Below are 13,950 nucleotides of genomic sequence, written 5' to 3'. Positions count from 1 at the left end.
GAAGGTTGTAGGTGGGGCGGGCGTGACGGGGGGTTCTTACCGTTTTCTTGATCAGTGCCGGTGCGCCGGCATTGCCCTACAGCGGCGGAAGGCTGCGCTTCTTCACTCGCCGTCGGCGGCGGAGAGGGCCGAGAGCCAGGTAGAAAAAGACGGCGATGGCGACCAGGATCACCGCCTGCACCAGATGCGCCAACCGGAACCACCATGGCTCGTGGTCCAGCAGGACCATCACGATCACGGCGACTCCGATGAGGAACGACGCCACCAGGTACGTCCAGAACCACCACGGCGCACGGCGGTCGGCCACGCTTCCCCCTCATGTTCGCTGTCGCGCTCGATGGTGCCATCCGGTCAGGATTGAAGAAGCCCCCGCCCCCTCCCCCGGCCTAGCCTGAACTCACCGGCGAAAACCGTCGGACCGCATCGCACGGAGGAGCTCGTCATGACCGACGGACTGAACACGATCATCTACCCCGTCAAGGACCTCGACGCCGCGAAGGCCCTGTTCGGCGCGCTGCTGGGGGTCGAGCCGTACGCGGACGAGCCGTACTACGTCGGCTACAAGGCCGCCGGGCAGGACGTCGGTCTCGACCCGAACGGGCACGCCAAGGGCATGACCGGACCGGTGCCGTACTGGACCGTAGACGACATCCGGACACGGCTCGCGGCGATGGTGGAGGCGGGGGCCGAGCTGGTCCAGGACGTCCAGGACGTCGGCGGCGGCAAGCTCATCGCGTTCGTGAAGGACGCGGACGGGAACTTCGTCGGGCTCACCCAGAATCCGGCCGCCTGACACCGGTGCCGCACCGGCTGTCGCACCGGGCGCGCTACTTGCACGTGCACTAGTTGCGCACTCAATAATTGGCCGGATCGGTGTTACCGTGCAGATATGGCAGTGAAGTCGGCCGGTGCCCGGCAGCTAGAGGAACAGTGGCGGGACATCCTGTCCGTGCACGCGCGGACGATGTGCGAGATCGACCGTGTACTGCACCCGCACGGCCTGGGCGCGAGCGACTTCGAGGTGCTCGACATGCTCGCGTCCGAGGCGCCCCGGGAGGGCGACCAGTGCCGGGTGCAGAACCTGGTCGGGCGGGTCCATCTCAGCCAAAGCGCGCTCTCCCGTCTCATCGGGCGACTGGAGAAGGACGGCCTCGTCGAACGCTCCGTGTGCGTCGAGGACCGACGCGGGGTGTGGGTCGCCCTCACCCGCAAGGGCCGCGACCTGCACGCGGAGGTACTCCCGCTCCAGCGGGACGTACTGGCACGGATGTTGGACGACGCACCGGCCTAGCCACCCACCACGAACTCGGCCCCGTCCATGAGCACTTCGACGCCGGCCCCGTTCACCTGCGCCCGCGCCGCCGAGCCGGGGTCGAGCAGCGGGTTCGTGTGGTGGAGGTGCGTGTAGATCCGGCGCACGCCGGGGTGGCGGGCGAGGGCGGTGAGGCTGCCCCGGGTGCCCGCGATCGGCAGGTGTCCCCTGGTCGACCGGTCGGTGCTCGTCTCGTCCGCCGTGAAGACGGTGCCGCCCAGCACGGCGCAGTCCGCCTCCGCCAGCAGGTCGTCGAGGGTGTCCGTCCAGGCGGTGACACCGGGCGCGTAGACGAGGACCCCGCCACTCGCCAGGTCCTCGACGCGGTACGCCGTCACCCAGCGGTCGTCCGACGGGCGGGGCGGCAGATACACCGGGGGCTGCGCGGCCATCGGGTGGGCCGTGACGACAAGGCCCCCGGCCAGCACGAACCCGCCCTCGGCGAGGCTGTCGGACCACTCCCAGGGAGCGTGCCGGTCGAGGACGGCCCGGGCCGGGGTGAGCGCGGCGAGCACGGGCCGCGGGGCGTACACCTTGAGGCCCGCCGCCCCGCGGAGTACGGCCAGGCCCGTCACATGGTCGGCCTCGGCGTCCGTGAGGAGCACGCCGCGCACGGGGGTGTCGCGCGGGCCGGGACCCGGCCAGAGCGCGGCGCCGGCGGTGAGCTGGGTGCGGATGTCGGGCGACGCGTTGAGCAGCCACCAGTCGCGCGCGTTGCCGGTGACGGCCACGCACTCCTGCGTGCGCGAGGGCAGCTTCCCGTCGCGGGCGGCGGCGCACAGCGCGCAGGCGCAGTTCCACTGCGGGAAACCACCACCGCCCGCCGTACCGAGCAGGACGACCCTCACGACGATCGCGCCCCCTTGCGGACTCACCGAACTCACCGAACGAACCGACCGACCGGACCCACCGAATCCCCCCGAGGGATCTTTCCTCCGAAACAGGCCGGACTACCCCACCGCAGGGGGCAGTTCCGGCCGATCTCCGACCGGACGGACGACGGCCCCGGCCACGCTCGCCTCAGCGCAGCAGATCCCGTACGGCCGCGAAGGCCGCGTCCACCGTCGCCGGGTCGGCGCCCGGGCGGGCGAGCGCGCTCATCGGGATCGGGGTGACGGAGGGCAGGCCGTCGTAGGGCGTCAGCCCGTCCGGAGCCGTGCCGACCGCGGCGAGCAGGGCGACGCCCTGTCCGGTGCGGGCGATGTCGAGGACGCCGGCGAGATATCCGGCGTCGCCGACGACCGTGGAGGGTACGCCGTGCGCGGCGAGGGTGGAGATGGCGCGGCGGCGGATCGCGCACGGGTCCTCGATGGCGACGAGCGGGACGGGCGCGGGCGCCGCCGGGGGCTGCCAGCCGGGTGTGGCGTGCCAGGTGAGCGGGAGGCCGCCGACCGGTGTGCCCTCGGTCGCGGCGGCCTCGGTGACGTACACCGCGACATCCACGCTGCCGCGCTCCACGGCCTCGACGAGCCGGGCCGAGCGGTCGATGCGGAAGCGAACCCGGCAGCCGGGCCGCACCTCCTGGACGGCCGCGGTCAGCCGTGGCAGAAACTGGTCGGCCGCGTGTTCGGTGGAGCCGATGGTGACGGTGTCGCCCTCCACGTCGAGCAGGGTGCGTACGGCCTCGTCGTGCACGGCGAGGATGCGCCGAGCCTGTTCCAGGAGCAGCCGCCCCTCCGGCGTGAACCGGGTGCCCCGCCCCTCCCGCTCGACGATCGGCAGGCCCAGCGTCTTCTCCAGCCTGCGCACATGCTGGCTGACCGCGGACTGGCTCAGGGCGAGGGCCCGGGCCGCCCGGTGGAAGCCGCCGCAGTCGGCGATCGCGGTCAGGCTGCGCAGGGCCACGATGTCGAGGACAGGTTGGGGCATGCCGGTGACGGTAGCCGCTTCCCGCACCGATCGCGATAACTGATCGATTTCGATGCGGAATCATCGTTGGACGTGATCGGTCGCGGCCGGTCATGATGGGCGCATGCTGCACACGACCGCTTTCGCTGCCTTTCTGACGCAGCGCCGAGTCATCGACTTCGGCGTGGCGTGCAGCGCGCGCTGTCGTTGACCGACCGCCGTTCTCCGGCACCCCTCCCGAGTTCTCGCTGATCACGTCCGCCCTGCGCACTGACACGTGACGGCGGCTCCGGCCTGCACTCTTTCCCCCTCCCCGTTCGATTCCCCTCCCCTTGCCCCTCGTTGGGAGCTGTCACCCCATGCCCTCTTCCTCCGTCTCGTCCTGGGACGAACCCGAAGGCCTCGCCGCGCGCGGCACGTTGATCGTGCTGGCCGGGCGGGGCGAACACGGCGGTGTCTACGAGCGGTTCGGCCGCCGGCTCGGCTTCGACGCCTACCGCGTCCGCGCCCTCGGCGACCCGACCGCCGACCCCGCCGTACTGGAGCAGGCCGCCAAGCTGCTCGCCGACGAGTCGCTGCCCGGCCCGAAGGTGCTGGTCGGTTCCGACACGGGCACGCGCTACGCCCTTCAACTCGCCGCCGAGCAGACCGCGGGCGTCGACGCGCTGATCCTGGCCGGACTGCCCACCGGCGCCTGGACGGCGGGGAGTTGGGAGGAGGAGGCCGCGGCCCGCACCGCCTGCCCGACCCATCAGGGGCGCCTCACCAACGACTCCGAGTTCCGCAGGGGCGCGATCGACAGCGCCCCCGATCTGCCCGAACCGGATCTGGACCTGGTGCGCGTCCCGGTGCTTGCCCTGCACGGCCGGGCCGACACGATCAGCCCGCTCGACCGGGCGCTGAGCGTCTACGCCGGTCTCCCGAACGTGCACACCGTGACCTTCGTGGACGGTCGGCACGACGTCCTCAACGACGCCCTGCACCGCACCGTCGCCGCCACGGTCGTCCTCTTCCTCGAACGGCTCCGCCTCTCCCCCGAACTGCCCGCGATAGCCGAGGAGTTGACATGAGCCGCCGCGTCACGACCACCGTCGCCGAGCTGACCCGACTCCTCAGCTCCGATCGGCCGCCCGTGCTGCTCGACGTCCGCTGGGCCCTCGGCGATCCCCACGGCCACGACCACTACGCGGACGGCCACATCCCGGGCGCGGTCTACGTCGACCTGGACACCGAACTGGCCGCACCGGCAAGCCCCGAGGGCGGGCGCCATCCGCTCCCCGACTTCACGGAACTACAGGAGTCCGCCCGCCGTTGGGGCATCGGCGAGGGCCGGTCCGTCGTCGTCTACGACGACCTGGGCAACACGGCGGCCGCCCGCGCCTGGTGGCTGCTGCGCTACGCGGGAGTCACCGAAGTGACCCTGCTGGACGGGGCGTTGGGCGCCTGGCGCACGGCGGGGCTGCCGTTGGAGTCCGGGATCCCCGCCGATCCTGCGCCGGGTGACATCGTGCTCCGCGCTGGTGCGCTGCCGATCACGGACGCCGACGGCGCCGCCGAACTCGCCTTGTCCGGGCTGCTGTTGGACGCCCGTGCCGGTGAGCGCTATCGCGGCGAGGTCGAGCCGGTGGACCCGCGTGCCGGGCACATTCCGGGGGCCGTGTCCGCACCGACCGGGGAGAACCTGGCGGCGGACGGGACCTTCCTCGCGCCCGAGCTGCTGCGCAAGCGGTTCGAGGAGCGGGGTGCCGGTGCGGCTTCACGCATCGGCGTGTACTGCGGGTCCGGAGTCACCGCCGCCCATCAGATCGCGGCGCTGGAGATCGCCGGGTTCGAGGCGACACTCTTCCCCGGTTCCTGGTCCGCCTGGTCCGCCGACCCCGCCCGCCCGGCGGCGACGGGAGACCGGCCATGACGACGAAACCCCTCAACGCGGCCGTACTGCCCGTGCAGTCGGCGCCCGCGGACACCCCTCAGCCGGCCGCGCGCGTCACCATCCGCGGCAGGGCCAAGACCGCCCGCCGCTTCACCGTCCCGCGTTCCGTACGGCGCGCGGCCGGACCCGTCGGCCTCGTCCTGCTCTGGTTCCTGACCTCCGCCACCGGGGTGCTCCCCGAGTCCGTGCTGGCCTCCCCCGTCGACGTCCTGCGGCAGGCGGTGGACCTGACGAAGAACGGTGAACTGCCCAGCGCCATCGCCGCGTCGGGCCGCCGGGCCGCCATCGGCTTCCTCATCGGCGCGACCGTCGCGCTGACGCTGTCGCTGGTGGCCGGGCTGTTCCGGCTCGGCGAGGACGTCATCGACTCCTCGATGGGCATGTTCCGGGCGATCCCCTGGGTGGGTCTGATCCCGCTGTTCATCGTCTGGTTCGGCATCGAGGAGACCCCGAAGATCGCCCTGGTCGCACTCGGGGTGACGTATCCGCTGTACTTCAACATCTACGGCGGTATCCGCTCCACCGACGCCCAACTCGTCGAGGCCGCACGGATGATGGGGCTCGGCCGGTTCGGCCTGATCAAGTACGTGATCCTGCCGAGCGCGCTGCCCGGGGCACTCGTGGGCCTGCGGTACGCGCTGTCCACCGCGTGGCTGGCGCTGGTCTTCGCCGAGCAGGTCAACGCGGACGCGGGGCTCGGCTATCTGATGAGCAACGCCCAGCAGTACTTCCGCACCGACGTCATCGTGCTGTGCCTCGTCGTGTACGCGCTGCTCGGTCTTGCCTGCGACTTCGCCGTACGGATCCTGTCGCGCCGGCTGCTGACCTGGCGGGCCAACTTCGAGGGTGAGGCGTAGAGATGGCCAACTCCGTTGAGATACGCGGGCTTTCGCGGGCCTTCGACGGCAACACCGTGCTGCACGCGCTCGATCTGGACATCCGTGAGGGCGAGTTCGTGGCCCTCCTCGGGCACAGCGGCTGCGGCAAGTCGACGCTGCTGCGGATCCTCGCCGGGCTCGACGACGAGATCGGCGGCGAGGTGACCGTGCCCGCACGGCGCAGCGCGGCCTTCCAATCCCCGCGGCTGCTGCCCTGGTTGAAGGTGTGGCGCAATGTCGTGCTCGGGCTGCCGGGGCGACCCGACCGGGCGCTCGCGCTGAAGGCGCTCGACGAGGTCGGTATCGCGGAGCGCGCGGCCGTCTGGCCCAAGACGCTGTCCGGCGGTCAGGCGCAGCGCGTCTCGCTCGCCCGCGCTCTGGTCCGTGAGCCCGAACTCCTTTTGCTGGACGAGCCGTTCGGCGCCCTGGACGCGCTGACCCGGGGCAAGGTGCAGGCGCTCGTCGCCGAGCTGTGGCGGCTGCACGGGTGCGCGATCCTCCTGGTCACCCATGACGTGGAGGAGGCGCTGCTGCTCGCCGACCGGGTGCTGGTGATGGACGAGGGCCGTATCGCCCACGAGTTGACCGTCGACCTGCCCCGCCCCCGTGATCTGACCGCCCCCGAGTTCGTCACCCTGCGCGCCCGCCTCCTGAACTGGCTCGGCGTGACCCGTACCTTGGAAGGAACCCCCTCGTGATCCGCAGAATCGCCGCCGCCACCCTGAGCCTGACCTCCCTGCTGGCGTTGAGCGCCTGCGGCGCCGACTCCTCGGCGGACACCGCTTCCGGCAAGCAGGTCACCCTCACCATCGGCGACCAGGCCAAGACGCTCCAGACGATCATCGCCGCCTCGGACGCGCTCAAGGGCGCCAAGTACAAGGTGAAGTGGGCCGAGTTCCAGGGCGCGGCCCCGCTCTACCAGGCCGTGCAGGCGGACGCTGCCGACACCGGGTTCTCCGCCGATCTGCCCGCGCTCCAGGCGCTCAGCGGCGGGGTCAAGATCAAGAACATCGCCGCCCTGAAGAACGACGGCACGCATGTCGGGATCGTCGTCCGCAAGGACTCCGGCATCGACAGCGTGAAGGACCTCAAGGGCCAGAAGGTCGTGGTGTCCTCGGCGAAGGGCAGCGTCTCGGAGTATCTGCTGGCCAACGTCCTCAAGCAGAACGGGCTCAGCTACAAGGACGTCAAGGTGCAGTACCTGCTGCCGACCGACGCGCAGGCCGCGTTCGCCTCCGGGAAGGTCAAGATCTGGGCGACGTTCGGTGTCTACCAGGCCGTCGGTCTGGAGCAGGGCGGCCGGCTCCTCGTGGACGGCGGGGACGGCCGGGTCAGCGGCATCGGCTTCATCAACGCCTCCGAGAAGGCCCTCGCCGACTCGGGGAAGAAGACCGCGCTCAGCGACTTCCTCCAGCGCCTGGGCACGGCACTGAAGTGGACGAGCACCCACCAGGACGCGTACGCGAAGGCCATCGAGCAGCGCAACGGCGCCGACGCCTCGGTGGCGAAGACGCTCGCCTCGGCCGCCTACAGCCAGGTGCTGCCGGTCACCTCGGACGTCGACACGACCGTGCAGCAGGTGGCCGACCTCATGAACAGCATCGGGGTCCTCGACCCGAACGTGGACGTGGCCAGGACCACGGACACCTCACTGCTCAAGTGACCTTTGCTTCTTAGGAGTTCGATCATGCCTGTCGAGTTCATCAGCGCCGTCCACACCGACGCCGGGGCCCCGGGTCCCGCCGCCGCGAGCCGGATCGGCTTCGACGTCGACCACCTCCGCAAGTACGCCCGCACCCTCGACGACGGCGGCTTCGACCACACCCTGGTCGCCTACCACTCGGCCTCGCCCGACGCCTTCCAGGTAGCCCAGTTCGTCGCCACCCACACCGAGCGGATCCGCCCGATCCTGGCGCACCGGCCCGGCGTCGTCTTCCCCACCCACGCGGCCCGCGCCCTGGCCACGCTGGACCGGATCAGCAACGGCCGGCTGACGCTGCACATCATCTCCGGCGGCAGCGACGAGGAGCAGCGCCGGGAGGGCGACTACCTCAACAAGGCCGAGCGGTACGAGCGTTCGGACGAGTACATCCAAATCCTGCGCAAGGTGTGGCAGGCCGAGGGGCCCGTCTCGCACGAGGGCAAGCACTTCCGGTTCGAGGGCTACTACTCGGACGTGAAGCCGGTCAACGGGCTGGTCCCGATCTCGGTCGGCGGCTCCTCCCAGGACGCGTACCGGGTGGGCGGGCAGCAGGGCGACATCTTCGGGCTGTGGGGCGAGCCGCTCAAGGAGACGGCCGAGCAGATCGCCGCCGTCAACGCGGTCGCGGACGCCGCCGGACGCCCGCATCCCCGTATCTGGGTGTCGTTCCGCCCGATCATCGCGCCCACCGAGGAGTTGGCCTGGGAGAAGGCGCACCGCACCCTCGGTGTCCTCAAGGACCAGGCGAAGGAGGCCGAGTCGCTGCGCCACTACCGCACCACCGGCCGCCCGGCGAACGTCGGTTCGCAGCGGCTGCTCGACATCGCCGAGCGCGGCGAGGTCCAGGACCGCTGCCTGTGGACCGCGCCCGCCGTCGCCACCAATGCCGCGGGGGCGTCAACTGCCCTGGTGGGCACGCCCGAGACGGTCGCGCAGGCACTGCTCGACTACGTCGACATCGGCTGCGACCTGCTGTCGATCCGCGGCTACGACCCGCTCAACGACGCGATCGACTACGCCCGGCACGTGCTGCCACTGGTCCGCCAGGAACTCGCCCACCGGGCGAGCACCGCACAGGCCGCCTGAACCACCTCCCCTTCCTGATTGCGAACTCCCCTATGGAGACTCCGTGTTGTTCCGCCGTTCCCTGCGCGCGTCCGCCGCCGCCCTGGCCCTGCTGCTCCCCTTCGCCGCCGCCTGCGGAGGCAGCGCGAAGGCCGAGTCATCGACCGACGTCTCCTCCGTGACCCTGCGGGTCGGCGACACCGGCTGGAAGGTCGGCGAGGCCGTCCTCAAGTACGCCCACCTCGACGACACCCCGTACAAGGTGAAGTGGAATCTCTTCCAGGGCGGTGACCTCCAACTCCAGGCCATGCGCGCCGGAGCACTGGACCTGGCCTCCTCCAGCGAGATCCCGCCCATCTTCTCGGCGGCCGACGGCAAGCCCAACTTCAAAGTCGTCGCCGTCCAGCGCGGCACCACCCTCAACCAGGAGGTCATCGTCCCCAAGGGCTCGAAGGTGACCGACATCGCCGGCCTCAAGGGCAAGAAGGTCGGCTACGTCCAGAACACCACCGCCCACTACTTCCTGTACGAGCTGCTGAAGCGGGCCGGCCTCACATGGTCGGACATCGACGCCAAGCCGCTGCTCCCCAACGACGGCCTCGCGGCCCTCAACGGCGGCTCCATCGACGCCTTCGCCTCCTACGGCACGTCGATCATCACGGCCCACCAGCAGGGCGCCACCACCATCGGCTCCGGCGCGGACATCCTCTCCGGCAACTTCCTCTGGTCCGCACGTGACAGCGTCCTGAAGAGCCCCGCCCAGAAAGCCGCCGCGGCCGATCTGATCGCCCGGATCACCAAAGCGTACGCCTACGTCCGCGACGGCCACGAGGACGGCTTCGCGAAGGTCACCGCCGAGGCCACCCACCAGCCGTTGGCGCAGGCGAAGTCGGATCTGCTCGCCGCGCAGAAGCAACGGCCCACGCAGGCAAGGACGGTGGGCGACGACACGATCGCCTCCCAGCAGAAGGTGGCCGACGCCTTCACCGAACTCGGCGCGCTCAAGGAGCACTTGGACGTGAAGACGTTCTGGACCACCGCCCTCAACGCCGACCTGGAGAAGGCCCTGTGACCGAGCGCATCGCCGAACTGGCCGCCGGCTACGACGAGTCGGGCGCCTTCCCCGCCGACTCCCTGAAGGCCGCCCACGAGGCCGGGCTGCTCACCGCGACCATCGGCGAGCAGTACGGCGGCCGGGGCGCCCGCGTGGAGGAGAGCGCGCGCATCCTCCACCGGATCGGGCAGGGCGACCCGTCCGTCGCCCTGATCGCGGCGATGACCCTCAACACGCACGCCCGGCAGGCCGTACAGCCGCACTGGCCCGAGGAGTTGTACGCCCGGCTCGTCAAGGAGTCCTTCGAACGGCCGGTGCTCGTCAACCACGCGCGCGTGGAACCGGAGTTGGGCTCCCCCGCGCGTGGCGGGCTCCCCTCGACCCTCGCCCGGCGCACCCCCGACGGCTGGTCGCTGAGCGGCACCAAACGCTTCGTGACCGGCGCGGAGGGCCTGGACTGGTTCCTGGTGTGGGCCACCACCGACGAACCGGAACCGCGCGTCGGTACCTTCCTGGTGCCGGGCGGCTCCCTCGGTATCGAGATCACCGGCCGCTGGGACCAGTTGGGGCTGCGGGCCAGCGGCAGCCACGACGTGACGTTCCGGGACGTGGAGATCCCGTACGAGCACGTCATCGGAATCGGCCCGTACGGCGCGTCGGCCGAGCAGGACAACCGGGCCGGCGCCGCACTCCATCTCCCCCTCGCCGCCCTCTACTTGGGGGTGGCGCGGGCGGCACAGTCCTTCTTCCACGCGTTCGCCCACTCCCGGGTGCCCGCCAACCTCGGCCATCCGGTAGCCCGTACGGAACGGTTCCGCAGGACCGCCGGGGAGATCGAGGTGCTGCTCGCCGCCGCCGAGCAGCTGGTGTTCGACGGCGCCGCCCGGGTGGACTCAGGAGACTCGGCGTACACCCCCGAACAGGCCCTCGGGGCAAGGGTGTTGGCCGACCGGCACGGTGTGCGGGCGGTGGAGCTGGCGGTACGGCTGCTCGGCAACCCCGGGCTCGCACGCGGCAATCCGCTGGAGCGGCACTTCCGGGACATCCAGTGCGCGCCCGTGCACGCACCCCAGGAGGACATCTCGCTGCTCGCGATCGGAACGAAGGCGTTGAATCCGTGAAGGCACGCACAGTGAAGGTACGTATCCGGTGACCACAGCTCCCCCGACCGCTCCCACCGCCGCCGCCCGGCTCCTCGGTCTGCTCGCCCGGGATCTGCCGCCCGACCAACTCGCCACGGAACCAAGGACGTTGGCCGCGCACGCCACGGACCGTTCGGGCACCCGGCCGGACGGTGTCCCGCTCGCCGTGGTGCACGCCCGGCGCACCGAGGACGTGACCGTCACGCTCCGGCACGCGAACGCGCTGGGTGTGCCGGTGGTGCCGCGCGGTGCCGGTACCGGTCTGTCGGGCGGGGCGTCGGCCGGCGAGGGCGTGCTCGTCCTCGACCTGTCCGGGATGAACCGCGTCCTGGAACTGTCGGTCGACGACCAGCTCGCGGTGGTCGAACCGGGCGTGATCACCGCCGAGTTGGACCGGGCGGCGGGCGAGCACGGGCTGCGGTACGCGCCCGATCCGGCGAGTGCGGCGATCTCGACGATCGGCGGGAACATCGCGACCAACGCGGGCGGGCTGCGGTGCGCGAAGTACGGGGTGACGCGGGACAGCGTGCTCGGCCTGGAGGCCGTCCTCGCCGACGGCACGGTGGTCACGACCGGCCGCCGTACCGTCAAAGGAGTCACCGGTTACGACCTCACAGCGCTGCTGACCGGCTCGGAGGGCACGCTCGCCGTCATCACCTCGGCGACGCTGCGGCTGCGTCCGGTGCCGGTGGCGACGGCCACGGTGGCCGCCTGGTTCGACTCGTTCGAGGCGGCGGCCGAGGCGTCGTACGCGATCGGGCGGGCCGGGGTCGTGCCGGCGCTCGCGGAGTTGCTCGACGGGCCGGTGCTGCGGGCCGTCGATCCGGCGCTGGGCGAGCGCGGGGCGGCGCTGCTGCTGGTGCAGTGCGACGGGGCGGGGGCGAGCATCGAGGCGGAGCAGGTCGCGCGGGTGCTGGCGCCGACGGCCGCCTCCGTGGAGACCACGACGGACCCGGTCGAGGCGGAGTCGCTGCTGGCGGCCCGCCGGCTCGCCCTGCCCGCGCTGGAGCGGCTGGGCCGGCCGCTGATCGAGGACATCGCGGTGCCCCGCTCGCGGCTCGCGGAGGCGGTCCGCGAGATCCGCGTCATCTCCGCCCGCCACGACGTGCCGGTCTACACCCTCGCGCACGCGGCGGACGGCAACCTCCACCCGATCATCGTGGTCGATCCCGCCCTGGACCGGCTGCCGGACGCGGCCTGGGAGGCGGCCGGTGAGATCTTCGCGCTCGCGCTGCGGCTGGGCGGGACGCTCACCGGCGAGCACGGTGTGGGGGTACTCAAGCGGCAGTGGGTGGCGGACGAACTCGGGCCCACCGCCCACGCGTTGCAGCGGCGGCTGAAGGAGGCGTTCGATCCCCGGGGCATCCTCAACCCGGGCAAGACCCTGTGAGCGGAGCCGGATCGAATACCCCGAACGAGTGATGTCGGGTCAACCGGGGGTGGTGCGGAGGCACGTGCGCATGGCATGTGCCTCGACCGCCGTCGTCGGTCATCACTCGTGGTGACCGATGAGGGGTAGCTGTACGCACGGAATGTGACGGGAGCAGGCACTCCGTCAACCGTGCGACAGGAGAGAAGGCACCATGTCGGTCGACACCGGTACCGCGCCCGAGGCGGGCGCCGAGGAGCGGGAACAGCAGAGCCTCGGTACCGCCGCGGCACGCACTCTGGCGACCACGACCAAGTCCGAACCCCAGATGCAGGGCATCAGTTCACGGTGGCTGACCCGCATGCTGCCCTGGGTGAACGTGCCCGGCGGCACCTACCGCGTCAACCGCCGGCTGTCCTACACGCGGGGCGACGGACGGGTGACGTTCGTCCAGACCGGCGCCCAAGTACGGGTCGTCCCGGCCGAGTTGAGCGAACTGCCGCTGCTGCGCGGCTTCACGGACACCGACGCGCTCGGCGCGCTGGCCGAGCGGTTCGAGCAACGGGAGTTCACGCCGGGGCAGTTGATCGTGGAGGCGGGCCACCCCGCCGACCAGGTGTTCCTGATCGCGCACGGCAAGGTGGAGCAGCTCGGGGAGGGGCCCTACGGCGACGAGGCGGTCGCCGGTCTGCTGGCCGACGGCGACACCTTCGGCGGCCAGGTGCTCGGCGACCCGGACAGCACCTGGGAGTTCACGGCCCGCGCGGCGACGGCCACCACGGTGCTGGCGCTGCCGCACTCCGCGTACCAGGCCGTCGCGGAACGGCACCCGGCGCTGAGCGCGCATGTCGAGGCGGCCGGTGCGGAGGACCGCGGACCGCTCAACACCTACGGCGAGGCGGCGATCGCGCTCAGCGCCGGGCATGTGGGCGAGCCCGATCTGCCGGCCACGTTCGTGGACTACGACCTCGCTCCGCGCGAGTACGAACTCAGCGTCGCCCAGACCGTGTTGAAGGTGCACAGCCGTGTCACCGACCTCTACAACCAGCCGATGAACCAGACGCAGCACCAACTCCGGCTGACGATCGAGGCGTTGCGCGAGCGGCAGGAGAACGAACTGGTCAACAACCGGGAGTTCGGGCTGCTGCACAACGCCGACTACGACCAGCGGATCTCCACCCACTCCGGGCCGCCGACCCCCGACGACCTCGACGAACTGCTGAGCATGCGGCGCGACACCCGCTTCCTGTTCGCCCATCCGCGGGCGATCGCCGCGTTCGGCCGCGAGTGCAACAAGCGGGGCGTCTACTTCAGCGGCATCGACGTAGGCGGCCACCATCTGCCCGCCTGGCGCGGGGTGCCGCTGCTGCCGTGCGGCAAGATCCCGGTCAGCGCGTCCCGTACGTCGTCGATCATCGCGATGCGCACCGGCGAGGACGACCAGGGCGTGATCGGCCTGTACCAGACCGGCATCCCGGACGAGCTCGAACCGGGCCTCAACGTACGGTTCATGGGCATCAACGAACAGGCGATCATCTCGTACCTGGTGAGCACCTACTTCTCGGCGGCGGTCCTGGTGCCGGACGCGATCGGCATCCTGGAGAACGTCGAGGTCTCCCGCCGCGACGGCAACTGACCGTGCTGCGG

At 71.2% G+C, this 13,950-nt stretch carries 15 protein-coding genes; 12 read left to right on the top strand and 3 right to left on the bottom strand.

What is annotated here, in order from left to right; all coding sequences use genetic code 11:
* Positions 1–76: 76 nt before the first annotated feature.
* Positions 77–307 carry a hypothetical protein gene (locus JHN63_RS27910; protein ID WP_200685677.1) on the bottom strand — a complete coding sequence of 77 codons (231 nt, stop codon included), beginning with the start codon at positions 305–307 and terminating at the stop codon, positions 77–79.
* A 135-nt stretch (positions 308–442) separates the two neighbouring features.
* Here JHN63_RS27910 and JHN63_RS27905 point away from each other — a divergent pair, with 135 nt between their 5' ends.
* Both JHN63_RS27905 and JHN63_RS27900 read left to right on the top strand, forming a co-directional pair.
* Entirely contained in the window at positions 443–793 is a 351-nt protein-coding gene (locus JHN63_RS27905) for a VOC family protein (protein WP_200685675.1), read from the top strand.
* A 96-nt stretch (positions 794–889) separates the two neighbouring features.
* On the top strand, positions 890–1,291 hold the full coding sequence (locus tag JHN63_RS27900) for a MarR family winged helix-turn-helix transcriptional regulator (protein WP_200685673.1): 402 nt from the start codon (positions 890–892) through the stop codon (positions 1,289–1,291).
* Here JHN63_RS27900 and pqqB read toward each other — a convergent pair.
* Both pqqB and JHN63_RS27890 read right to left on the bottom strand, forming a co-directional pair.
* Complete coding sequence (gene pqqB / locus JHN63_RS27895; RefSeq protein WP_307781999.1) at positions 1,288–2,187, bottom strand: pyrroloquinoline quinone biosynthesis protein PqqB; 900 nt, start codon at positions 2,185–2,187, stop codon at positions 1,288–1,290. The genes JHN63_RS27900 and pqqB overlap by 4 nt on opposite strands.
* Before the next feature lie 145 nt (positions 2,188–2,332).
* Positions 2,333–3,181 (bottom strand): LysR family transcriptional regulator, encoded by an 849-nt coding sequence (locus JHN63_RS27890; protein ID WP_200685671.1) that lies wholly within the window; start codon positions 3,179–3,181, stop codon positions 2,333–2,335.
* Positions 3,182–3,519: 338 nt separating this feature from the next.
* Here JHN63_RS27890 and JHN63_RS27885 point away from each other — a divergent pair, with 338 nt between their 5' ends.
* The 10 genes from JHN63_RS27885 to JHN63_RS27840 all read left to right on the top strand — a co-directional run bounded on the left by JHN63_RS27885 (position 3,520) and on the right by JHN63_RS27840 (position 13,939).
* On the top strand, positions 3,520–4,230 hold the full coding sequence (locus JHN63_RS27885) for an alpha/beta hydrolase (protein ID WP_200685669.1): 711 nt from the start codon (positions 3,520–3,522) through the stop codon (positions 4,228–4,230).
* A complete protein-coding gene (locus JHN63_RS27880) occupies positions 4,227–5,072 on the top strand; it encodes a sulfurtransferase (protein ID WP_200685667.1) in 846 nt (281 codons plus the stop codon). Before JHN63_RS27885 ends, JHN63_RS27880 begins: the two co-directional genes overlap by 4 nt.
* On the top strand, positions 5,069–5,950 hold the full coding sequence (locus tag JHN63_RS27875; protein ID WP_200685665.1) for an ABC transporter permease: 882 nt from the start codon (positions 5,069–5,071) through the stop codon (positions 5,948–5,950). The genes JHN63_RS27880 and JHN63_RS27875 overlap by 4 nt, the downstream gene beginning before the upstream one ends.
* A gap of 2 nt (positions 5,951–5,952) precedes the next feature.
* Positions 5,953–6,669: an ABC transporter ATP-binding protein gene (locus tag JHN63_RS27870; protein WP_200685663.1), complete on the top strand. Its 717-nt coding sequence runs from the start codon at positions 5,953–5,955 to the stop codon at positions 6,667–6,669.
* Positions 6,666–7,634: an ABC transporter substrate-binding protein gene (locus JHN63_RS27865; RefSeq protein WP_200685661.1), complete on the top strand. Its 969-nt coding sequence runs from the start codon at positions 6,666–6,668 to the stop codon at positions 7,632–7,634. Before JHN63_RS27870 ends, JHN63_RS27865 begins: the two co-directional genes overlap by 4 nt.
* A gap of 24 nt (positions 7,635–7,658) precedes the next feature.
* Positions 7,659–8,759, top strand: a complete 1,101-nt coding sequence (locus tag JHN63_RS27860) for an LLM class flavin-dependent oxidoreductase (protein ID WP_200685659.1) — start codon at positions 7,659–7,661, stop codon at positions 8,757–8,759.
* A 43-nt stretch (positions 8,760–8,802) separates the two neighbouring features.
* Positions 8,803–9,810 (top strand): ABC transporter substrate-binding protein, encoded by a 1,008-nt coding sequence (locus JHN63_RS27855; protein WP_200685657.1) that lies wholly within the window; start codon positions 8,803–8,805, stop codon positions 9,808–9,810.
* Entirely contained in the window at positions 9,807–10,913 is a 1,107-nt protein-coding gene (locus tag JHN63_RS27850) for an acyl-CoA dehydrogenase family protein (protein WP_200685655.1), read from the top strand. The genes JHN63_RS27855 and JHN63_RS27850 overlap by 4 nt, the downstream gene beginning before the upstream one ends.
* 28 nt (positions 10,914–10,941) lie before the next feature.
* Complete coding sequence (locus tag JHN63_RS27845) at positions 10,942–12,324, top strand: FAD-binding oxidoreductase (RefSeq protein ID WP_200685653.1); 1,383 nt, start codon at positions 10,942–10,944, stop codon at positions 12,322–12,324.
* A gap of 193 nt (positions 12,325–12,517) precedes the next feature.
* Positions 12,518–13,939, top strand: a complete 1,422-nt coding sequence (locus tag JHN63_RS27840) for a family 2B encapsulin nanocompartment shell protein (RefSeq protein WP_200685651.1) — start codon at positions 12,518–12,520, stop codon at positions 13,937–13,939.
* Positions 13,940–13,950 lie beyond the last annotated feature (11 nt).

It is taken from the genome of Streptomyces sp. MBT65, assembly GCF_016612545.1.
GTDB lineage: Bacteria > Actinomycetota > Actinomycetes > Streptomycetales > Streptomycetaceae > Streptomyces.
This window is presented reverse-complemented; position numbering and strand designations above follow the sequence as displayed.